The organism is Acinetobacter sp. YH12129 (assembly GCF_013418685.1).
GTDB lineage: Bacteria > Pseudomonadota > Gammaproteobacteria > Pseudomonadales > Moraxellaceae > Acinetobacter > Acinetobacter amyesii.
The window spans coordinates 26186-49350 of record NZ_VPBP01000015.1; the positions used below are offsets into that span (position 1 = coordinate 26186).

Consider the following 23165-nt stretch of genomic DNA (forward strand, 5'->3'; position numbering starts at 1 on the left):
GAACCTTGGCTTCAATGTGGCAGCAATGGATTGAACGTCGATTTAAAATCGATCAGCACAAGCAGCTGACTCAAAAAGATGTATTGATCTTTATCTATCAGCAAGGCTACTTGTATTTGGTGTTAATTTTCATCACCTTTATTGCAGGTGTGAATTATGCCAATAACTTGATTTTAGGATTTTGCTTTTTAATTAGCGCCGTATTGTGTATTAGTTTCTATATTACTTTTAAACAGCTTCATGCGTTGCAGATTCAAATAAATGTTGTTGATATCCCGCAAGCTGGGGAATTACTTTTGGTCGATATTTACTTTAAACAAGAGGTTGAACAGGCGCGATATTTGTGGATTAAAACTGAAAATCAGCTACATAAATTATTGTTCAATACGCAACAGCACGGCTTTCAATTAAATTTTACAACCAGTCAACGCGGTGTTTTTCAGATTCCACCTATACAAATTTATAGTGTTTATCCCTTTGGTTTGGTTCGGGCCTGGACGTATTTGTATGCACAACACCCCGCGTGGGTTGCGCCACAAGCCAGTTTGCATTCCGTGGAAAATAAGCAACAACAGCAAAATTTTGAACCTGATCTTGATGAATTTCGCGAATTACGGAGTTTTCAGACGGGGGATTCACTTCATGCGGTGTCATGGAAACAAGCAGCACGAGGACAAGGCTTGTATGTCAAAGTTTTTGAGCAATATGAAGATCTAAAGAAATTGGAGATTCATTATCACCATATGCCAGCTCAAAGTCATGAAGAAAAACTTAGCCTTATGATGGGTTTGGTCGAGCAGGCTGAGCAAAATCACGATCAATATGCACTGTATTTACCTAATGCTGAGTTAGCATCAGGCACTGGAGCACTGCATTTTTCCGAAGCAAAACGGTTATTGGCGCAGGCTTAAGAGATGATTGAAAATACCATACGCCGCTCAATATTACTCACTTTAGCCTTGGTGCTCATTGCACAAATGCTTTATATCCCTGTGGCGACATCATTAGTATTTTTAGTCATTTGGCTTATTTTATTACTCAATACCCGCGCCAGTAAAAAACCATTTTCTAAAATTTTAACTTATGTGCTGACATTGACAGCATTATTTAGCATTTATATAAGCCATAAAACCTTTATTGGTGTTGATGCAGGGGTTGCAGTACTCAGTACATTTTTATTTGCTAAATCTTTAGAAACAAAAACACGTCGTGATGTAATTATTTTATATAACTTTGCGATGTTTGTGATTGCCAGTAGTTTTTTGTTTAGCCAGTCTTTTGCCATGGCATTGGTTATTTTATTGGCGTTGTTGAGCTGTTTTATTGGGTTGTACCGTTTACAGACCGTTGGTTTTAGCCAAGACTCAAGCGGTGAAATACAGGCGATTAAACAAGATATTGGGCATGTGGGAAAATTTATTGGCTTAGCTGTTCCATTTTTTATTTTACTGTTTCTCTTTTTTCCACGCCTGCCACCGCTATGGCACATTCCTATTCCTGAAAATAAAGCCACAACAGGGATAAGTGATAGCATGTCTCCGGGCGATATTGCTGAGTTATCACAGTCGAGTAGTTTGGCTTTTCGTATAATTGGAGATATTCAAGCCTTGCCACCACGTACAGAGCTGTATTGGCGGGCGATGGCATTAGATGAATATGATGGTTCTAAATGGACCAGTCATTTTTTTAACCAGAACGTTATACAGCTGAATCCAGCCGAGTTAAAACCCAAGCGGACATTGAATTATCAATATTTGGCTGCCGACCCAAGTGTGATGTGGATTATGTCGTTGGAGCAATCCGTTCCCAATGAAGCACGTTTTGCATTAGGTCAAGATGGTCGAATTACACCCTACCGATTAACAGCACGCACGGAGCCGATTCAACTGAAATGGTTAGGACGTGCAGAGCCGCCACAAATAAAAAATGTGGCTTTGCTTGAAAAATTAAATACTCGTTATGTTGAACACTTGGATGTTCAATCACAACAATTGGCCCAAACATTATGGCAGCGAAGTCATCAAAATCCCGAGCGTTATATTGCCGAAGTTTTGCAATGGTATAAACAAAATCGCTTTGCATATACCTTAAGCCCAGGTGTATTGGGGCAAAATCGGATAGATGATTTTTTATTCGGATCAAGACAGGGCTTTTGCGAACATTTTGCTTCGAGCTTTGCAATGTTGATGCGCTATGTTGGTGTTCCATCGCGTATTGTCGTGGGATATCAAGGTGGTCAATTAGCACCAGATGGAAAAAGTTGGGAAGTTCGTCAACTTGATGCACATGCGTGGACAGAGGTTTATATCAATCAACATTGGCGTCGTATTGATCCGACGGCCATGATCGCACCGCAGCGTATCGATGGGGGGATGCAGGATTATATGGAACAAGATCGGACAATTTTTGGGAGCCAGCAGTCGACTTGGGCCTATCAACAATTTTCGATGTTGAAAAAAGTCCGTGTATGGAGTGATTATGCGAGTTACCAATGGCAAAGCAAAGTGGTGGGTTATAATGCTGAATCACAGCAACAATGGTTTAAAAAGCTCGGGGTAAATTCTGCTTATGCAGGTGGGTTACTTCTTATTTTGAGTATTGGTGGCATTGTAGCATTATATTTTATATGGATTTTGTGGAAAAAAAGAAAAAGCCTAAGCCCTCTTGAAAGAGAAATTGCCAAGTTTGCTAAGAATTTACCCTTGAGCCAGCAAAAAGTGGCTTCAGAAAGTTTTAGGCATTGGTTACAACGTTTGGCTGAAAATATACCTGAACAGGAAAGGCGTTCATTTGAACAATCCATCAAGTTATTTGAGCAGGAAATTTACGTAGGTACTCCGCTAAGTTCTCAAGATATTCAATGTTTTAAGACTTTGCTTAAAACTTGTACGCAAAGTTTAAAAAACTCAGAAAAGGGCTTGTCATAAAAAATAAAAATGAATATGATGCTTGGACTTCAGGTGTATAGCTCAGTTGGTTAGAGCGCTACGTTGACATCGTAGAGGTCAGCAGTTCGAGTCTGCTTATACCTACCAAGATTTTTATATTAAAAATCAACTAGATGTATTTTATTTCAATAACTTACATCAGAGTTTTTACTGCAAAATTGGTCAGCTTGAGAAACAAATTTCTCAGAATTCGCATTAAAAACCGCTTAATATTTCCGTTTTGACACCAAAATGGCACCAAGAATTTCACTTGGTCAAAATATTGGTGTCATTGCGACACCAATATTTTGAGGTCATTATGCAAAAACCGATTCAACGTGGTAATTCATGGCGTATGACTGTACGCTACAATGGCAAACGTTATACTGCTACAAGAGATACTAAGCAAGAATGTATTGCTTGGGCAAACGCTAAACTTCTCGATTTAAAATTAAAAGAATCCCTTCCAGAACCTCAAATTGATCTCACTTTTAAAAAGTTATTTGAAAAATACTATGCTGACGTTGGCTCTAAAATGCGTGGGTATACATTTATTCTTCAACAATTGAAAACATTTGATAAATATTGGGGGAATTTAGCCTATGAGTCGATCCATAGTATTACATCCCAACATATCACCAAATGGCGTAATGAACGATTAAATTCTGTTGGAGCTGGGACAGTTCATCGTCAGATGTGCTTATATAGTTCAGTATTTACATATGCTAAAAATGAACTTTTTTTAATTAAAGATAATCCTTTTATAGGAGTTACAAAGCCTCAAAAGCCGAAACCTCGGTCAAAGTTAATTACTGATGCGGAAATACACGTTATTCTCGAAGGACTCAATTATGTAAAGGGTACTGTTCCAACTAAACCATCACATTTCGTAGCTTGGTCATTTTTATTTGCTATTGAAACAGCAATGCGTAAAGGTGAAATAATTAATATAACTAGATCCAATATCCATGATGATTACATACATCTACCTATTACTAAAAATGGCTCATCTAGAGATGTGCCATTAACAAATAACGCTAAAGCTCTATTGGCTTTACTGCCAAAAAATTCTGAAAAAATTATCCCTCAAAATGAAAATTCATTCCGCCTGATTTGGCAACGTAACTTGCACCGAGTTGGTTTAAATGGAGTCATACATTTTCACGACACTCGACATGAGGCTATCACGCGATTTGCAAATCAGCGAAAATTGACAGTGGAAATGTTAGCTAAACTGACAGGGCATAAGACAATAAATACATTAATCAATACTTACTATAATCCGAGTGCATCAGATATAGCTAACATTCTGAATTCTTAGATACTAAGCCCCCAAAGGGGCTTTTTATAATTTTATGAGAAAGAAATTTAGTTAAAAATCATATTTACAAAAGATGTTTTTGCTTGGGATTAATTTTTTCGTCTAGAATTCCTTTTCCTTGATAGAGCATTTAGATTTTCTAAAATTGGTAAAACTTCTTTAGGGTCATATAGGTGTTTATTTTCATCTCCTTTATTAAACATACCAACTTTTTCAATGATTGTTTTTCGTGACAAATTAAAGCGTTCGGAAAGCCATGCCGTTGTTACACGGTTTTTGATATCTTCTTGTTTCATTTCAATAATCGTAGCTCCACCAATTTTTTCACCCAGGTATAGTTGAGGTGGATAATCTGACTCTAATACAACAACAAATTTGTTCATTACATTCCTACTAATTTACAAATTAGGACTAATAAATTTAAATATCAGATTACAGAGGGTCAGCAATATAATCTGTTTTAATCGACAATAACCATTAGTCGTCGTCGTGCTTGATACAACAATAGCAAAAATATAAATAAAATAATTTTTAGTTCAAGAAAACGTTATATTGATTAAAAACAGCTAGTTATGCTTTTTTTTGAATGGTTTAATTTTCTTGAAATTATTAAGTGTTAATAACGTGAGGATTCTTGGTTTACTAATTAAACGTTGCAATTTGTATGTTTTGCATTCAGACAAATTGGATTTTTGGCTTACATTTATATTGCCGAATTAGAAATAATGCCGTTTGTTAAAATTCTATTTTAAACTGACCAAAACCAATTGGCTAATGGTGAACGTTGAGAGAGTTTTGGCAATACTCACCCTAAGAGCATTAAAAAATGCTCTTAAAGTATCACCAAAAGGCCAAAATTGGCTAACGGAGCCACGCTTCGGTCGTATTGGCAGAGAATAATTGTGCTTTTTCTCGTAGGCTGAGATTACGGTTCACACACCGCATCGAAACGTTCTCAAACCACTGCTATAGGTCATCTTGGCAAGGGTATTTACCCAATATACAATTTTGTCCCTTTGACAGCTACTCATCACGTTGTTGCTTTTTCGATATCCCCTAGTAGCAACTCTTAGCATAAATGCTGACTATAGCTTGCTAGCGTCACAGATCCTTCCACCCAAGCTAAAGTACTGCACAAATAAAAGATTTGAGCAGTGAGATAACGCTAGCAAAATAAAAAAATTCTTTTTTCATCTGTCTAATTTTGAAAAAAAATGGCTAAGTTTTTTTTATTAAAATCTACTAATTCTATGTCTATTTATATGATTTTTCGATATATAACTAAGTTGTTGAAAGTTCAAAAAAGATTTTAATAGTTATGTGATGAGTTTCACAAACTGTCCGTTTCTGGAAAAATGCCCAAATTTTATGTAGCGTTTCTGCAAAAAACACTTATTTATATTGTGTGTTACTGAGCAAACACATTTCTGTTACTGAGCAAATTTATCTGTGCTACTGAGCAAATACATTTCTGTTACTGAGCGAACTGTAAGCCAAAGCTTACAAGAATAAGAATCAGTTAGTGCAAAAGTATATAAATAGAAAGTCTCAAGATGATTTGAAACCAATTGTGGAAGATTAATGAAAGTTTTTAATAAAATAAATCATAATAAACAATGACTTAAATAATAAATACACAAAAGATTAAGTCATTTTTTTTCAAAATAGCATCAATGAAATCGGTGTTTTTTTTTCTTTGCTAATGTTGATTGAACAGGGGAATTGTTTAAGCAAGCCTACCTGTAGCTACAAAAAAAAGTTCGTCGAACTTTTTATTTGGTACGCAACAGGGCTTGTTAGGGGCGACCCCCTAAGACCCCAACACACATCAATAAATTTGGTAGTTAAATGAAAAAAACTAAACGTGAAATTGTGAAAAGGCTACGATTTAACGGTGATCAAGCATTACAGTTGGAAAAATATCTGAATGATTATGATCTAAGATTTACCGATTTTGTTCATAAATTAATCAGTCAAGAGTTGCATATAATCTGGCCTATGGTGGCAGTTTGCAAAGATGATGCTCATACGAACTCTATAGCTCAAGGATTAAAGCTTAAGAAAAAACGGTCGACAAAAAATAATTCTAGTCGACCGGTTCCCCGTGCTGATCCGATGCTTTTATTAGAACTAGGTCGGATTGGGAACAATATTAATCAGATTGCACGTTCATTAAACTTCATTTGCCTGCAAAAGAGTGCAGCATTGGAGAAGCTTTCTTTTATAGATTGTTTAGACATTTTGGCCACCATTCAATCTGAACTTAATAGCTGCCTTCCTTCGATACCTAATTACTATGTTTCTCCGCAGCTTAGTGAAAAAAGAAAAAAAAAGGCGATCTTATTAGTATCTGAGAAAGAGCGCTAATTTATGATTATTAAATTTCTTAAATCAGGCACTGGTGATCCAAAATTAGCAGTTTCTTATTTGTTGGGCGCGCAAGATCACCTAGGTGATTTTCGTGCAGAGGTGGAAATTCTTAGAGGAGATCCAAAGACATTTACTTCGATTGCTGAAAGTATCCAATTTCAATATTGCTATACATCCGTTGTTATTGCTTGGTCGCCAGATGATTTTGTTTCAAATGAACAACTTCAAGAGGTTTTAGACTTATTTGAAGAACATGCCTTTGTCGGTTTAAGTCCTTCACAGTATCACATGACTGCAGTTATGCATGCGGATGAAGACGGTTCAAAACATTTACATATACTTGTACCACGTGTTGAGTTATCTACAGGTAAGTCATTAAACATTGCGCCACCAGGTCATCATCATTACTTTGATCCACTTCGTGATTTTCTTAATTTAAAATATGATTGGGCTCGACCAGATGACCCTAAAAGATTGAAAACAACCAGACCCAAAAATCATCACCAAATCCAAAATGCAGCTGCGATTAGAGCTAAATTGGAAACTTTACCAAAAAAAACACGTGTGGAATTGATCAACCAATATATAGAGCAACGAATTATTTTTGGAATTATCAATACACGTGAAGATTTAATTAATTGCTTATCTGAGTTAGGTGAGGTGAAAAGAAATAATGCGAACTACATTTCGATCAAATCAACTAAAGCAACAGATAGATTAAAAGGGGAATTTTATAATGCCGACTTTTCATACGATGCTTACCGAAAAAATAGAGAAGGACAAGCTAGAGCACGATCAATATTGCATGAATCTCAAGCAGAACTTCCGCGATCTTCAAGTGAGCACGAAAATTGCTTTAAGCGAATTGAAGCAGTTCGAAGAAAGCGTTACGAATATAACAAAAAATATTATCGAACCTCGGTTTCTGAATTTGAAAGAATTATTGAGCAACAGGCAAGATTATCACCAACGCTTGGAGCAACAGTTGTTGCAGAGTTTAAGCGAGAACGAAACCATGGATCTGGAGTTGTTGCTTTACCAAAAGGAAACGGACAGACAGTTTTTGAAAATTCAGAAAATGTTAGAGAACCAACAGCAGTTTCAAAAGAACATTCACACCGAATTAAGCAAAATTTTGGATTTATTCAGTCAAATTTACGAAAGCAATATTCAACTTCGGCAGAACAGTGCAGATACTTTGAATTTAAAGCCATTAATCCTGAAAATACAGAGCCAAATTCAAATCAGCGACAATCATCAAAAAGACATGACCATTCAATTAAATCAATATTTTGGCGAGCTGCTAGGAATAATACAGATGCAGAAAAAGCAGCAATTCCGAAGGTACAGTTGGTCCATTGGGATATTCGTAATATTCAGCATTGTCTTAATACTTTTAAATTTTATTTAAGCCTAAATATTGGTGCTAGAAATGAAAGAAACACAACTACAAATTCAAAAGAACCAATTAATCATTACGCAAGAGAAGATGATTCAAGAGTTGAAACAGGCGCTGAATATACTGCAGGAGGAAAACCAGCAAAACAAGGGCATAGTAGAAGCACAGAAAATATATATCAAAGAGCTAGAAAAGTTGCAGTTACAACTGAAAAACTTTCAAGATCTTATGACAAAAGAAAACTTTCTTATGACTATGAAGTTGAAAGATATGAATCAGAAGTTAAAAGCAAAAGAACAGGAACTCAAGCTTTATCAAGAAGAGTTATCCAAGGAAATTTCATTCAAAGAACTAATCGATTCTTTGGAGATATTAAGGAGCAAATTAGAAACACATTTCGAAAACTTATTGATCAGTTCGTATCTTCAGCCCTTAGTTCAGAAAGAAGTACTGACGTATATAAAAGAATTGAAGTAAAGGATAGTCGAACTAAGCTATCAACAAATGATAAGTTTGCGATGACGGCAATCAGTACAAAGCTAGCACAATTGGACAATCAATACCCACATCTTCACTTCGCTAAATCTCTACAAAATGTAGTAAATGCTGAGGCAAACTTGCTTGAACAAATGAATGTTGGACTCTCAAAAGAAAACATAGATTTATATGTAGATGATCACTTGTTTTTCATAGGTAAATGTTTGAACGAAATAAAGGGTGAAATTAATCTAATGGGTATAAATGAGTTGGATTCCTTAAAAGAATTCACAATAGTAATCGAACGCTATTTAGATCAAGTTGAGTTAAATAACGCTGCCAAAGATATAGTCATTCACAGTCAAGATGAAAAGCATCAAATTAACAAGATTATTCAAGAGTTTAACAATGGTTTGGTTGATAGAAAAGCTGAGTTAATAAAAGAAAGTGAACCTGCGAAGCAAAATGATAATGTAAAACCTGAGTATCGAATTATTAAGCAAAATAATTCAAATAGTATGGATGATATTCAACCACTGTAAATGATGAACAAGGAGATGGTTGTCTCCTTGTTTTTACTTAATTAAGAATTTAATCCTAATTGCTCTGGGCTATGCCAAGTCATTTTTAAATGACCGTATTGGTCTTTTAGATAGGCAGCTTTATGGATGATAAACCTTTTATTTTTTATCCAGTGATCTAAGCGTGCATCATCAAAATGTATGTCTACTCTTAGTTTTAACAGCTGTTGATATAAGCCACGTTTTTCAGGGGCCATTTTAGCTAAATCCGTGGATTGAGCTGTTGGCTGTAAAGGTTGACTTAATCCTTCAAGAAGAACAGGAATAGTTTGCTGTCGAGAATTTTTTACTGATTGCTTTGCAATTTGTATATTTCTGCCATGATGTGAACTTTTTGATGAATCAATATCATGTTGTGATTGAGGTTTAGATTTTAATGGGGTGCATAGTATGGTGTCGGTAAATTCAGTCGACACTTTTAATAATGCAGTGAGTTTACGGTAGTTAATACTATAAAAATTAGTCTGCAACCATTTATTTTGAGCTAGTTTTTTAACAATCAAAACCCCAGCTTTTTTTAATTTACTGACTATCCGTTTGATAGTGGAAACACTATATATTCCTAGGGTTTCAACCCATTGCTCATAGCTGTGGTAAAAGTACTTTTGCTGTTCAATACATTTAGCTCCTTTGCTTTGCAGACAATAATGTAATTTTTGTAAAAAAATCGCAGAGGGCACTCCATACGCTTGAGCAAGCGTAGGAGATGCAATGAGTGGGTAGTCACCTTGAACTAATAATTTTGATTTTTGAGTCATGAGTAGCTCCTCGTTTTTCAAAACTTATATGTAGCTTTTAAACGAGAAGGGAGTTGCTGCGTACGTCGTATCCATTCTTCAGGATATTCTTGATTATAATTTTCGATGTAGGTGCCAGACCAATATTCTTGGTTAATTTCATCCTGATCTTCGTGCTTTTGAGAAGAGTACACAGGCATTTGTTCTTCAGTTGCGCTGCTGTGTGTTGGACTTGAATTAGATATTGATGCTTGATCCAAAGTTATGAAGATATCAATTAAATCTTGGCGTTGTTTGTTATTAAGTAGTTTTGCACTCTCTACAATGAGTTGCTTGGCAAGATCTTTAGGCGTGCAAGGGGTTGCACCATTGAATTTGAAATTCATAGCAGTTTCCTAGATAAGTTTTGAGATTATCTCCATCACTTCTCACGGTAATTGGAGGCAACTTAACAGGGGTGAGAATACTGAATCTAGGATCAGCCAGCATAAAGCTGCCCTGCTAAGCTACCATAGGAACTGCTTAACAGTAGGCAAAAAAATAGCCGCAAGTGCGACAATTGATTGCACCTAGATCATATCAGGTTCTCACGCCCGAACACAGATTTTGCTGTGTTGATATGAAGTCTATCCAGTATGAAATAGAGCGTCAAGGCCCTATGTTAAGTTCTTTTAAAATTTAAAAAATGGTTAATGATTAAATATATTTAATTAATTTATTTTCATTCTATTTATAAAGAAGAAAAGCCCAAAGTGAGCCAATGGATAGGTTTAATATTATTCCAATGACAAGCTAACTTTGAAATGCATGTTAAGTCGTAGTTGTTAGGTGCTAAATTTGGTACATAACATATAAAAAAGTATAGATATATACAATATTTGGTACTTAACAGCATAAGCTGATTGGTGGTATAAAAAACAAACTACTAAATATTAGGGAGTCTTTAAAAATGCAATTCTGGAAAAATTCTAGTCCACAATTTATTTCTACTATTGTTGGTGAGCGATTAAAACGTATTCGCCTTAATAAAGATTTAACTCAATTAGAAGTAGCTGATTTGGCGTGGGTAAATAGAAGAACAGTGTTAAATGCTGAGAAAGGGGATGTGAAGCTTTCTGATTTGATAGCAATATTGGGCGCATTAAATATGCTTGATAATTTAGATATATTCGTACCAGAACTTCCATTATCACCAATTCAATTACACAAACTTCGTGGTAAGGAGCGTAAGAGAGCTTCAGGTACAAATAAGAAACCCAAAATAAAGATCGCAGAAAAACCATTAGATTGGTGAGGCTTTGTTGCACAAACCTATCTGTAAAGGCTTTTTCAGCGATATAATTTTCAAATGAAGAAGCCTACACACAAAATCTATCGCACAACCAATTGGCCCGCATATAACCGAGCACTCATGAGTCGCGGAAATATTGCCATTTGGTTTGATCCTGCTACGCAATGGTATGCTCCATCAAAAGGCAAACAAGGGCGAAATCAAACCTACTCCGACGCAGCTATCCAATGCTGCTTAATGATTAAATCCTTATTCCGTCTATCTTTACGTATGGTCACTGGCTTTGTGCAAAGTCTGATTAAACTTTGTGGATTAAATTGGACCGCACCAGATTACAGTACGCTTTGCAGAAGACAAAAACATATTGATATTGCGATTAATTATCAAAAAAGTAGTGATGGGTTACATCTACTCGTAAACTCAACTGGCTTGAAGTTTCTAGGTGAAGGTGAATGGAAACGTAAGAAACATGGACCTGAGTATCGTCGCCAATGGCGTAAGCTTCATATTGGGATCGATGCTGAAACCCTTCAAATACGTGCAGTACAACTTACTACAAATAATGTAAGCGATTCGCAATTTCTCGATGATTTACTTGCTCAAATTCCTTTAGATGAACGAATTGATTCGGTCTATACCGACGGTGCTTATGATACGAAGCACTGTAGACAAGTCATTTTAGATCGAAATGCACATGCAGTCATTCAGCCAAGAAAAAATGCAAAGCCATGGAAAAATCAGAAATTAAGATCTTTAGAGCGGAATGAATTATTAAAGACAGTCAAACGTTTAGGCAGATCACTTTGGAAAAAATGGTCTGGTTATCACCGTCGAAGTTTGGTTGAAACTAAGATGCATTGCATCAAATTATTAGGCGATAAATTAACAGCGAGAAGTTTTTCTAGTCAGGTAAATGAGATCCATGCACGTATAGCCGTATTGAATAAATTTACAGAATTAGGTCGTCCTCATACCCAAGTTGTCACTTGAGTTTTGTTCAAATGAGCAGAGTGCTGCCTTTTAAATCTTTGTGCAACAAAGCCCTTTCAAATTGAAAATAAAAAGATACATTCCTTATTTTAAAATTGACGAAGTAACTCGATTGTTATACTAAACAATCGTCTTTTGTCCCATTTAAAGCTAGTAAAATTCTTTGTAAATCAGGCACAATAAACCTTAGGTATTTTAAGTTTTAGCCTTCAGGCAAGCGGTAGTTTTAAATGACAAATAATAACTTTTCACAAGTTGCAGCCTTTATTTGGTCGGTAGCCGATCTTTTACGTGGTGACTTCAAACAATCTCAATACGGACGTGTGATTTTACCGTTTACCTTGTTGCGCCGTTTAGAATGTGTACTAGAGGCAAGTAAGGCAGATGTATTGGCAGCGAATGAAAAAGTAAAACAAATGCCGTTGCCTGAAGAAGCCAAAGAAAAGATGCTGCTCAAGGTCACAGGTGATATTAAGTTTTTTAACACCTCAGAGCTTGATTTAGCGAGCCTTGGACAAAAGGACATTCGTGCCAATCTGATTAACTATATTCAGCACTTTTCTAAAGACGCACGTGAGATTTTTGAGCATTTTAAGTTTGATGAATTTGTGGGCTTACTTGATGACGCCAATCTACTTTATAAAGTGGTACAGAAGTTTGCCGCAACGGACTTAAGTTATAGCGCCGTATCTAACCATGAAATGGGCTTGGTGTTTGAAGAACTGATCCGCCGTTTTGCGGAAAGCTCGAATGAAACCGCAGGGGAACACTTTACCCCACGTGACATCGTGCGCCTCACCACAGGTATAGTATTTGGTAAAGATGATGACGCCTTGAACAAGGAAGGTATCATACGCACGGTATATGACCCAACAGCGGGTAAGGGTTACATGTATAGTTGACAAAACAAGTATTACAAACAATAGTATGGACATGATTGTTTTATATGAAGCTTAGATATGGCGAAAATTGAAAATATAAAACTAAAAATACAGACAATTAAAATTAAAGATCAAGAAGTCGATTTTGTTCAATCTAAATACATAACTGATCATTCCTTACCACAAATATATTGGTTTGATAGTAGTCCATGGGATGAAGTCAACTTATATGCCTATGATCTTTTGATAAACGAAAATTTGAATATTAAAACGGTAAAAGCAAATATTTTTCATTTACATGCGTATGCAACATGGTTGGAAGAAAATAATGTTGATTGGTTGGATTTTCCAGATATTAAAAGTGAACGTTGCTTAGTAATTTTTCGTGGATATTTGATTAAAAAAAGAGATGCTTTAGAGTTAGCCCCTACAACTACAACTCAAAGAATGAGAGCAGTTATAAAATTTTATAGATGGGTAAAAGAAAAGAAAGTAATTAATACTGAATTTCAGATGTGGAAAAATAAAATTTATAAGAAAAAAATAATTAATAAATTTGGTTTTGAATCTACGATAGATATTATGTCGACTGATTTAGCTATTCCTTATGTAAATATTAATACAGATTCAAAATTGGAAGGTGGGATTTATCCAATTAATCCTAGTGAAGTTTCTACTATATTAAATGTTGCCAAAAACAAAAGTAGCCTTGAATTATACTTGATTCTAAAGGTTGGTTTTTATACTGGGATGAGAATTGGCACTATTAGTGATTTGAAAGTTGAAACTTTAGAAAACTCTATATTATTTAAGAATAAAACAATGAGTACTATTAGGGTTGGGCCTAATGCCTCACCTGCTGTCAGTACAAAATATTCAAAAGATGGAAATATTTTAATACCTACTGATTTAGTTCATGAGTTGATTGAGTATTGCTATAGTATACGCAGATTGAAAAGGGTCGCTAGAGCAGAAAATTCAAATTCAAATTTAATATTTTTAACTAGAAGTGGTAATAGATATTTAGATATAGATAATAAATCGATTAATGTTGCAATGCATAGACTAAGATGTGAAGGTATAAAGTTAGGTTATAACACTTTTAAAAGTTTCCATTTTCACCAAACACGTGCAACATTTGCCACTGTTCTAATGGAATATTGTTTGACTAAAATGTCACCTATGAGTGCTATGCAATTAGTTAAAGATGCCTGTATGCACAAGGATGAACAGGTAACATTTAAATATATAAAATTTTTAGAAAATTCAAAAAGTTTGGAAAAAATATCTAATCAATATACGAATATTTTTTTGGGTATAGAAAATGCATAAAAATATACCAAACTTAATAATAGATAGTATTTTATATGGTTCACATGAAATAAAATGGGATTTATCTATATTACTATATAAAGGTGCCGTTTTAGAGCAGAGAAGATTAGTTCATGATCTAATAGGAAAAAATGAATTTGGAGAACCAATCCTAGAAAGATTGGGATTAGTAATAAAGATTTATAATTATTATAATGCCATTATAACAAAAGGATTATCAATTAGAACTGTTAAATCAAGCTTGGAAAAATTATTCCAATTTTTTAAATGGTATGAAACCCTCGAGATAAATGTAACTGAAGAAAATTGTGAAAAGTGCTTTATTGATTGGGCTAATTCAACATTAAAACGTGTTGAGTTAGGAGAGGTAAAAAATTATGCAAATTATAAAAAATGCTCTATTGTTGCAAACGTTATTGCCTGTTCAATAGGAATAGATATTCCTAAGCCTGGCACTTACTTAATGAATAAGACGAGGTTGAAAAATAAAGGAGAAGATTCATTAACAGTTACTAATTTTGATGAAAATGATTTTATAAATTTTGGTTGGTTTCTTAAAGACATTTCAGATGGTTTATCATTAGAGAATATTCGTGGTATTTTGCCAATAAGATTAAAACTAAGAAATGGTAAAGAGTTAGTTTTAAAAGGTAACTTGATAGATGATAATCTCTCATTAGATAAGTATAGAAATCCATCAGACAAAAAGAATGTACTAGAAGCCAGACGTGCTTTAGATCCTGATGAAAATTTACTTGATAAATATAAGCGTTCAAGAATTATAAATTTAAGAATTGAAGTAGAGTTATTTATTTTTATTAATCAGACTGGTATGAATTTTTCCCAAGCTATTGATTTAAAAATTGATGATTATAGATGGATGACAGATAATGAATTTTACTCTGTTTTTAAAGTTTATAAAGGAAGAAGACAAGGAGAAGCAATTTTTAAATGTTTTAAAAGTTATAGAATTATACTTGATCGATATATTAAGTGGTTGAAGGATGTGGGTTTTAAATCAGGAGATAGTTTATTCCCATATCTATATAGAGGTATTATAAAAATCGATAAAAAAGGTAGTTCTCCAGAATTGATTAGAGATATTTGTAATGATTTAAAGATAAGTTATTACAATATTTCGAAAATTAGAAAGTTTAGAAGTAATTGGTTTGCATCAAAAATAGAAAATATTGAGTCAATTAAGTCAGTAATGTCTCATTCTATTGAAACTTTTAGAAAAAATTATGAAAGAATTAATGTCGATAAAGCTATAATTCAAATTGCAGATTTTCATGATAAAAGTATTCAGCTTGTTAAAAGCTCAGGTGCTGGAATGTGTGCCTCAAATAATAAAAATCCTATAGCTATAGAAGGTAGTTTAGATTTCCAACCTGATTGTGTTAGTCAAGAAGGTTGCTTATTCTGCATATATCATAAAGATATTTTAAGTTATGATTATTTTTTTAGATTAGCAACACATGCGTATATCAAAGAGCTTGAAATGATACTTAATCCAGTATTAGGAAATCATCCTGCTAAAATGGTAATTGATAGGATTAATGAGAAACTTAATGAAATTTGTAAATTAGGAAATAAAGAAAAGAAGGAAGTAATTAAAGCAAAAGCAGAAGTCAGGTCTAAAAATTTTCATCCCGAATGGGCTACATTAATAGATATTCTGGAAAAAATTATATGACAACAGCATTCTTTCCTTTGCGATTAAATTCAGAATTTATCTCTGAAAAATCTCCAAATTATGAAATAACTGTTTGGCCACCTTCTAATGATTTCCCTGTAACATGTGACAAGAAAAATAAGGTGGTTTCTAGGTTTGAAGATGATATTTGGGATTTTACTTCATATTGTAATAAAAATGTAAAATTTAATTTTGGATCTAGTAGCCAAAAAAAAGGCTATATAATAGATTTTGAGAATAAAAGATTATTTAAAATAATCGCCTGTTATTGGCTGTGGGGAGCTGGTTCAGTCTTCTCAGTTAAAAATTTAATAATGAGATTAACAAATTTAAAACCATTAGTTTATATTTGTTCCATTAACAATATTTTAATTAGTGATTTGAATAAAAATGATTGGATTTTAGAGAAAATAGCTAGTCAATATGGTAAGCATGGTGGAAGGCTTATTTTTATATTGAAGAGTTTATTTGCAAACCATAAAGAAATTGGTTTTAAAATATTAGATAGTGGGCTTATAAATAGAATCTCAAATTATCTAATTAAAGATAAGACTACTCAAACTCCTTATATTCCACCTAGGATTTGGGTTTACCAGAATAAAAGGTTAGAAGAGTGCTTAACTGATTTCCTCGAAAATCAAGAAAAAATTATATATTTATTCAATTATATGTTGGATGTATATAAATCAAATAATAATAGAAAATATAAAAGAGAGGTTTTTTTAAGTTTAATCACAGAGTTGGATTTAACTGATAATCTTAATAAATGGATTGTTTTTGATGAAAATGGTATTTCGATTCGTAACTTTTCAAGTTATTTAAGCTTAATTAGTTTCGCTGCAATTGCTTATATTATTAATTTTTCTCTTATGAGGATTGATGAAGCATCCAAATTGCGATATGGATGTTTTGTGTCAAAAGTCATTAATAATGAAAAACATTATTTTATTCAGGGAGAAACAAGTAAGACAGTTAAATCCAAAGAAGCTTTTTGGATAGTTCCCCATATTGCTAAAAAGGCAGTTGATGCTATATCTATTATCAGTCAATTAAGATTTGGTATTCTGCATAAAAACGGGTTTATAGAAGAATGTATAGATGATTTTAAACCACATTTATATTTAAGCTCTTTTGAGCCATGGACTACACGAGCTTTTAATTTTGAAAGAATTTTTTTAATACCAATAATGCGAAAATACAATGAAGCATTGACCATGTGGCCAAAACTTTTTAATTTAGAACAACTTACTATTCAAAATACTGATTTGAAAATAGCAAAACAAATGACATTTGGTTTAGATGAAGAAAAATTTAAAGTTGGTTGTATTTGGCCACTTGCATGGCATCAGTTGCGTAGAACTGGTGCAGTTAACATGATAGCTTCAGGTTTTGTTGAGGATGCGAGCTTACAGTATCAGTTGAAGCATAGTAATAAATTTATGAGTCTTTACTATGCAAATAATGCTTATAAGTTGAATTTTAACTTAAATGAACAAATTGGCGAATTATATCTTCAAGAAAGATTTCATAATTATATTGAAAAATACCAGAATCTTGAAGCCAGTGAATTTGTATCTCCTCATGGTATCAAACGAAAAATACAAGTAATTTCAACAGTTAAGCTGAAAGATCATGCAACATTATTAAGTCTTTCTAAGTCTCAAAAGCTGAATTATAGGGAGACTTTTTTGGGTGCTTGTACTAAAAGTGGTGATCCATGTCCTTATGGAGGTATAACTAATATAACTATGTGTATGGGAACTAATGATGGTTTAGCTTGTGATTCAGTTATGTTAGATAAAAATAAATTAAATCTTATGTATGAATTGGAAGATTTTTATCAAAAGAAAATGGATAATTATCCATACGATTCAATTCCTGCTAAATCTACCCTTAAGCAGCTAATATCTATTAGGAAAGCAATTGATGTCATTAAATCAAGTGAGTAAAGCTGAGCTTCAATTTTATGAGGCGTTTATTCGTCTAAAAGAAAATAAACCTATTGTTCTGCCGAAGGGAACTAGTGTTTCTCAAAACAATGTAGCGAAAGAAGCTGGTGTGGATCCCTCTGCTTTGAGAAAAAGTCGCTATCCTAAACTTATTCAGGAAATTCAATCGTGGATAGAACAAAATGATCAAAAGCTAAAATTAAAAAATCAAGTGTCAAACAGAGCAACATCTAAAGTTATTGAGTTGCAAAAAAGAATTGAGGTTCTTACAGAGCAAAGAGACCAAGCTGTATCTAAACTTTTGGCAGCACAAATAAAAATAATAGAGCTAAATAATAAAATTGAACGGTTAACGGAATAACAGTCCTATAATTTTAAATAATAGTTATGCCTTTATTGTAATGTCACTTCATGTTTTATTTTTATTGAAATGACGATTTTATGATCAATTTTTTATCTAACTTAATATATCTTCCATTAATTTGATATTAGAATTTATTTTTTTTATATTTTTCTCAATCTCATGTTTATGGGTAATGAAATATTTTTCTAGCGTCGCATCATTAGCTAATAAAGTATTTAAGAATTCGATATTATTCTCTTTTTCCTCCAATTCTATCAATAAATCACTTCTTTTTGACATAAAAATATCTTGAAGCTTCTGTTTTTTATAATGATTTCTTAAATCATTCAGTCTAGGTGTTTCTTTATAACGAAAGGATTTTTTTGAAGATGTAGTGGGATTAACTTCCAAATATTCAAAATTTAAAAGGATTTTTAGGCCTGAGTACATACGTCTTTTAGCAGTTTTTGGCATGTTTGGTCTAGATGTCAGCATTTTCTCCCAAAAATCTTTAGCTTGCCAATTATTGACTTCGTGATTTATGAATAAATCTAAAAAATCATCATACAGTGGTAAATGAGTATTTCTTGCCATAACTGAACAATTTTCACTTATTAAAAAGAGGATTATAAGCCGTGGATGTTTAATCCGTAAATGATGATAGTTCTGTTTTTTGAGCATTTAAATCAAATGACAGAATTAGCAAGTTTACTAGGTCAAAAAATACGTAAGGCTAGAAAAGAAAAAGGCCTTTCTCAAGAAAAGTTAGCCCTTATGTGTGGTTTAGATCGTAGTTATATGGGGCGGATAGAGAGAGGTGAGGTTAACATTACTGTGCTCAAGCTTTATGAAATATCAAAAGCTTTAGATATTCAAATCATTAGTTTTTTTGAATAGAAATATATTTAGCTTGGTTTTAATAAAAATTATGTTTAAAAACAATATTTTGCAATGAAAATAGTAGTATTTGTTTATGGGTTTTCATTTTAGTAGGTGTTCTACTGCAAAAAAACAATTGACATTGAGTAAAAAACGCCCCATTATCCTGATGTAACAGGGGTTGCATAGTCTACCTACTGTATTTAATTTGTGATGACAGGTGGCCGCCTGTCATCGTATTCAAAACTATTAACGCGACTAAACATTAGGAGTTAAGAACACATGAAAGTATATCAGATCAACTATGACCTGCGTAAACAACGTAACTATGACGAGCTTTATAAAAAAATTATGTCTCTAGGTAATTGGTGCCATCCTTTGGAGTCATGTTGGTTAATTGCCTCTGAAAAAACAGCATCACAAATTGCAGAAGATTTATTCAAAGTCATGGATGGTGATGACGGATTATTAGTGACTCGCTTACAAAATGAGGCTGTTTGGTACAACCTTGATTCAAAAGGAACTAAAGACGTCAGTAATTGGCTTCAAGAAAACTTAAGCAAAGCATCATAAATGGATTGAGCCAAGGACGGCTTAATCTCTTTTAGAGTAAATATTTATGTCAAATGTAAAAAAAGCCGTAAAACTGAGCGATCTTGCCGAGATTCGCACAGGTTTTACATTTCGTGAAAAGGTTGAAGAAGTCGAGTCAGGCAATGCCCACGTATTGCAGATCAAAGATATTCGTAACATTGCAACGGATACATGTGGCTATACGCTTTTTGCTGATGCTTTACCGCAAATTGATTGGCAGGGTAAGGATAATGCAATCGTATACCCTGAGTCTATCTTGTTGCCCTGTCGTGGAGAGTATCTCAAAGCACATTATTTTGTAGGTCATCAAGATCAATCAAAAGCACGACCACTCATTGTGAGTAGTCAATTTTTGATTCTGATGCCAAATCAAAATGTACTGCCTGAGTACTTATGCTGGTACTTGAATCAACCTCATGTGCAATATGAGTTACGCAAAGAAAGTCAGGGTTCGAAGATGCCGATGCTCAGCGTATCCACAGTCAGCCAGTTTGAAGTTGAAGTCCCTAGCTTGGACATTCAGCAACACATAATCGAATTAAACCGTATTTGGGAGCAAGAGCAGATCTTGACCCAACAATTACTTAAAAATCGTGAACAAATGATGATGGGCATGTTTAAACAACTGCTCCAAGGAAACAAATAATGGTTACTCAAATTAATCAAGATACCGTCAATAAAGCCCTTTGGTCGGCATGTGATGTATTCCGTGGCACGGTGAGTGCAGATACCTATAAAGACTATATTTTGACAATGCTGTTCTTAAAGTACATCTCTGATGTATGGCAAGACCACTACGACAATTATAAAAACGAATATGGTGATGAACCTGAACTGATTGAAGAAATGATGAAAAACGAGCGTTTTGTACTGCCTCGTGAATCTAATTTCTATACCTTGCATGAGCGTCGTTTTGAGCCGGGCAATGGTGAACGTATTGATATGGCTTTACATGCACTTGAAGAAGCCAATGGCACAAAGCTGAAAGATGTAGGCAAAAGTGTTTTCCAAGATATCTCGTTTAATACCGATAAATTGGGCGAAGAAAAGCAGAAAAATACCATTCTCAAAGATCTTTTAGAAGTGTTTGCTGTGCCTGAATTAGATCTTAAACCAAGCCGTGTGGGTTCACTTGATGTGATTGGTAACGGTTATGAGTTTTTGATTAAAAACTTTGCTGCGAGTGGTGGTCAAAAGGCGGGTGAATTCTATACACCCCCTGAAGTATCTGACTTAATTGCGGAGTTACTTGATCCACAAAAAGGTGACAGTATTTGTGACCCTGCATGTGGTTCTGGTTCATTGTTGATGAAGTGTGGTCGTAAGGTTGTAACTAATCACAACAGCAAAGAATATGCACTTTATGGGCAAGAAGCCATTGGTTCAACGTGGTCTTTAGCCAAAATGAACATGTTCTTGCATGGCGAAGACAACCACAAAATTGAGTGGGGCGATACCATTCGTAATCCAAAATTATTGGATAAGAATGGTGACTTGATGCTGTTTGATATTGTGACTGCAAACCCGCCATTCTCATTAGATAAATGGGGTTATGAGCAAGCTGAGAATGATAAGTTTGATCGTTTCCGTCGTGGTTTACCGCCAAAGACCAAAGGTGATTATGCCTTTATCTCACACATGATTGAGACGCTTAAACCTGTTACTGGTCGTATGGGTGTTGTGGTTCCACATGGTGTGTTATTCCGTGGCTCATCTGAAGGAAAGATTCGTGAGAAACTGATTAACGAAAACTTATTAGATGCGGTGATTGGTTTACCTGAAAAGCTGTTTTACGGTACGGGTATTCCTGCTGCGATTTTAATTTTCAAAAAGCAAAAGTCTGATGATTCAGTTTTGTTTATTGATGCAAGCCGTGAGTTTAAGTCAGGTAAAAACCAAAACAACTTAACTGAAGATAATATTGCCAAGATTGTTGAAACCTACCGTACTCGTAAAAGCATAGATAAGTATGCGTATTTGGCTACTTTACAAGAAGTCAAAAACAACGACTACAACCTAAACATTCCTCGTTATGTGGATACTTTTGAAGAAGAAGCAGAGATTGATTTGGTTGCTGTACGTGCTGAGCGTGAGCAGTTAAAAACTCAACTTGCTGAGCTTGAAGTTCAAATGGCGAAGTATTTAGAGGAGTTGGGTTATGGAGAGTAATACTATTCTTTATAAACCACTAGGTGATGTTATTGAGCTTCTAACGGACTATCATGCTAATGGTGCTTATGAAAAGTTAAAAGAAAATGTGACATTATTGGATAAAGAGAATCATGCTGTCATGATTCGAACTACCAATTTTGAAGCAAATGATTTTAAAAATAATCTTATCTATATAGATGAGCATGCTTATGAGTTCCTAAAAAAATCAAAAGTTTATGCTTCTGATTTAATCATGAACAAAATTGCTAATCCTGGCACAGTTTACTTTATGCCTGAAATTAGCAAGCCTGTATCATTGGGAATGAATCTATTTTTAATTCGGATTGATCCTAAGAAGGCTAATCCATATTTTATCTACACCTATTTAAGAAAAAATGAGCATTACGTTAAATCTTTTGCTAGTGGTTCAACAACCAAGACTATTACAAAAGATGATGTTAGACGTTTAAAAATCTACACACCACCTTTGGCAGAGCAGAATAAAATCGCCCAAATCCTTTCAATTTGGGATCAGGCGATTTCGATTACTGAAAAACTGCTTGGAAATAGCCAACAGCAGAAAAAAGCATTAATGCAACAATTGTTGACGGGTAAGAAGCGGCTATTGGATGAGAGTGGGGAGAGGTTTAGCGAAAAATGGAAAATTTTTTGTTTAGCAGATATCGCTGAGATGAATAGTGGGGGTACACCTAAATCTAGTGTTGCTGAATACTATGATGGAGGTATTCCATGGGTTTCAATTGCGGATATGACTAATCACGGAAAATGGATTTCAACTACAGAAAGAACTCTCACTTCTTTAGGGGTAGAGAATAGTTCTGCTCGGTTATATCCTAAAAATACAATTTTATATGCTATGTATGCATCAATTGGTGAATGTAGTATTGCTAAAGTTGAGGTAACTTCCTCTCAGGCTATTTTAGGGATTCGACCTAAAGATTGTTTGCATTATGAGTTTTTATATTTTTATTTATGCTCATTAAAAGACCGAATTAAGTTACAAGGTCAGCAAGGTACACAATCAAACCTTAATGCAGGTATGGTTAAAGATTTCAAAATTAATTTGCCAAATCTAAAAGAGCAGCAAGCTATATCGAATGTTTTAAATATCTGTGACGAAGAAATTTTAGTTTTACAGAAAAAACTTGATTGTTTAAAGCAAGAGAAAAAAGCACTCATGCAACAACTTTTGACAGGTAAAAAACGTGTCAAGGTGGTGGCTTGAT

Annotated in this window: 20 protein-coding genes, 1 tRNA gene and 1 pseudogene; 18 read left to right on the top strand and 4 right to left on the bottom strand. The window is 34.1% G+C overall.

Annotation, left to right across the window (positions count from 1 at the left end; genetic code table 11):
- The first annotated feature begins 5 nt into the window (after positions 1 to 5).
- The 4 genes from FTU65_RS09290 to FTU65_RS09305 all read left to right on the top strand — a co-directional run bounded on the left by FTU65_RS09290 (position 6) and on the right by FTU65_RS09305 (position 4248).
- The gene (locus FTU65_RS09290) at positions 6 to 911 is read left to right on the top strand and encodes a DUF58 domain-containing protein (protein WP_180066682.1); all 906 of its coding nucleotides are present in this window, start codon (positions 6 to 8) and stop codon (positions 909 to 911) included.
- A 3-nt stretch (positions 912 to 914) separates the two neighbouring features.
- On the top strand, positions 915 to 2927 hold the full coding sequence (locus FTU65_RS09295) for a DUF3488 and transglutaminase-like domain-containing protein (RefSeq protein WP_180066685.1): 2013 nt from the start codon (positions 915 to 917) through the stop codon (positions 2925 to 2927).
- A 31-nt stretch (positions 2928 to 2958) separates the two neighbouring features.
- A tRNA-Val gene (locus FTU65_RS09300) sits at positions 2959 to 3035 on the top strand.
- Between the two features lie 211 nt (positions 3036 to 3246).
- Complete coding sequence (locus FTU65_RS09305; RefSeq protein WP_180066687.1) at positions 3247 to 4248, top strand: site-specific integrase; 1002 nt, start codon at positions 3247 to 3249, stop codon at positions 4246 to 4248.
- A gap of 89 nt (positions 4249 to 4337) precedes the next feature.
- On the opposite strand, the gene FTU65_RS09310 is transcribed toward FTU65_RS09305, so the two are convergent.
- Complete coding sequence (locus tag FTU65_RS09310; RefSeq protein WP_180066689.1) at positions 4338 to 4631, bottom strand: hypothetical protein; 294 nt, start codon at positions 4629 to 4631, stop codon at positions 4338 to 4340.
- A 1465-nt stretch (positions 4632 to 6096) separates the two neighbouring features.
- Here FTU65_RS09310 and mobC point away from each other — a divergent pair.
- Entirely contained in the window at positions 6097 to 6615 is a 519-nt protein-coding gene (gene mobC, locus FTU65_RS09315) for a plasmid mobilization relaxosome protein MobC (protein WP_180066691.1), read from the top strand.
- A 3-nt stretch (positions 6616 to 6618) separates the two neighbouring features.
- Positions 6619 to 9036 carry a relaxase/mobilization nuclease domain-containing protein gene (locus FTU65_RS09320; protein WP_180066693.1) on the top strand — a complete coding sequence of 806 codons (2418 nt, stop codon included), beginning with the start codon at positions 6619 to 6621 and terminating at the stop codon, positions 9034 to 9036.
- A gap of 41 nt (positions 9037 to 9077) precedes the next feature.
- Here the strand turns inward: FTU65_RS09320 and FTU65_RS09325 are convergent, their stop codons facing one another.
- Both FTU65_RS09325 and FTU65_RS09330 read right to left on the bottom strand, forming a co-directional pair.
- Entirely contained in the window at positions 9078 to 9833 is a 756-nt protein-coding gene (locus tag FTU65_RS09325; protein ID WP_180066695.1) for a hypothetical protein, read from the bottom strand.
- A gap of 17 nt (positions 9834 to 9850) precedes the next feature.
- Positions 9851 to 10198, bottom strand: coding sequence for a hypothetical protein (locus tag FTU65_RS09330; protein WP_180066697.1), 348 nt, complete (start codon positions 10196 to 10198; stop codon positions 9851 to 9853).
- Between the two features lie 563 nt (positions 10199 to 10761).
- Between FTU65_RS09330 and FTU65_RS09335 the strand changes: the two genes are divergently transcribed.
- The 7 genes and pseudogenes from FTU65_RS09335 (at position 10762) to FTU65_RS09365 (ending at position 18312) form a co-directional block, all read left to right on the top strand.
- Positions 10762 to 11106: a helix-turn-helix transcriptional regulator gene (locus tag FTU65_RS09335; RefSeq protein ID WP_180066699.1), complete on the top strand. Its 345-nt coding sequence runs from the start codon at positions 10762 to 10764 to the stop codon at positions 11104 to 11106.
- Positions 11107 to 11160: 54 nt separating this feature from the next.
- Positions 11161 to 12093: an IS5 family transposase gene (locus FTU65_RS09340; protein WP_180066701.1), complete on the top strand. Its 933-nt coding sequence runs from the start codon at positions 11161 to 11163 to the stop codon at positions 12091 to 12093.
- Between the two features lie 230 nt (positions 12094 to 12323).
- Positions 12324 to 12980: pseudogene (locus FTU65_RS09345) on the top strand (type I restriction-modification system subunit M N-terminal domain-containing protein); the annotation flags it as partial.
- A gap of 72 nt (positions 12981 to 13052) precedes the next feature.
- Positions 13053 to 14306: a site-specific integrase gene (locus FTU65_RS09350; protein ID WP_180048852.1), complete on the top strand. Its 1254-nt coding sequence runs from the start codon at positions 13053 to 13055 to the stop codon at positions 14304 to 14306.
- A complete protein-coding gene (locus FTU65_RS09355) occupies positions 14299 to 16002 on the top strand; it encodes a hypothetical protein (RefSeq protein ID WP_180066703.1) in 1704 nt (567 codons plus the stop codon). The genes FTU65_RS09350 and FTU65_RS09355 overlap by 8 nt, the downstream gene beginning before the upstream one ends.
- Positions 15999 to 17951 carry a hypothetical protein gene (locus FTU65_RS09360; protein ID WP_180048854.1) on the top strand — a complete coding sequence of 651 codons (1953 nt, stop codon included), beginning with the start codon at positions 15999 to 16001 and terminating at the stop codon, positions 17949 to 17951. The genes FTU65_RS09355 and FTU65_RS09360 overlap by 4 nt, the downstream gene beginning before the upstream one ends.
- Positions 17929 to 18312: a hypothetical protein gene (locus FTU65_RS09365; RefSeq protein WP_180048855.1), complete on the top strand. Its 384-nt coding sequence runs from the start codon at positions 17929 to 17931 to the stop codon at positions 18310 to 18312. Before FTU65_RS09360 ends, FTU65_RS09365 begins: the two co-directional genes overlap by 23 nt.
- A gap of 96 nt (positions 18313 to 18408) precedes the next feature.
- On the opposite strand, the gene FTU65_RS09370 is transcribed toward FTU65_RS09365, so the two are convergent.
- Positions 18409 to 18888 carry a hypothetical protein gene (locus FTU65_RS09370; protein WP_180066705.1) on the bottom strand — a complete coding sequence of 160 codons (480 nt, stop codon included), beginning with the start codon at positions 18886 to 18888 and terminating at the stop codon, positions 18409 to 18411.
- A 96-nt stretch (positions 18889 to 18984) separates the two neighbouring features.
- Here FTU65_RS09370 and FTU65_RS09375 point away from each other — a divergent pair, with 96 nt between their 5' ends.
- The 5 genes from FTU65_RS09375 to FTU65_RS09395 all read left to right on the top strand — a co-directional run bounded on the left by FTU65_RS09375 (position 18985) and on the right by FTU65_RS09395 (position 23164).
- The gene (locus FTU65_RS09375; RefSeq protein WP_145755889.1) at positions 18985 to 19191 is read left to right on the top strand and encodes a helix-turn-helix domain-containing protein; all 207 of its coding nucleotides are present in this window, start codon (positions 18985 to 18987) and stop codon (positions 19189 to 19191) included.
- 264 nt (positions 19192 to 19455) lie between these two features.
- The gene (locus tag FTU65_RS09380; RefSeq protein ID WP_180048857.1) at positions 19456 to 19746 is read left to right on the top strand and encodes a hypothetical protein; all 291 of its coding nucleotides are present in this window, start codon (positions 19456 to 19458) and stop codon (positions 19744 to 19746) included.
- A gap of 46 nt (positions 19747 to 19792) precedes the next feature.
- Positions 19793 to 20413, top strand: a complete 621-nt coding sequence (locus FTU65_RS09385; protein WP_180066707.1) for a restriction endonuclease subunit S — start codon at positions 19793 to 19795, stop codon at positions 20411 to 20413.
- Positions 20413 to 21936 (top strand): type I restriction-modification system subunit M, encoded by a 1524-nt coding sequence (locus tag FTU65_RS09390; protein ID WP_180066710.1) that lies wholly within the window; start codon positions 20413 to 20415, stop codon positions 21934 to 21936. The genes FTU65_RS09385 and FTU65_RS09390 overlap by 1 nt, the downstream gene beginning before the upstream one ends.
- Entirely contained in the window at positions 21926 to 23164 is a 1239-nt protein-coding gene (locus FTU65_RS09395; RefSeq protein WP_002119843.1) for a restriction endonuclease subunit S, read from the top strand. Before FTU65_RS09390 ends, FTU65_RS09395 begins: the two co-directional genes overlap by 11 nt.
- Position 23165 lies beyond the last annotated feature (1 nt).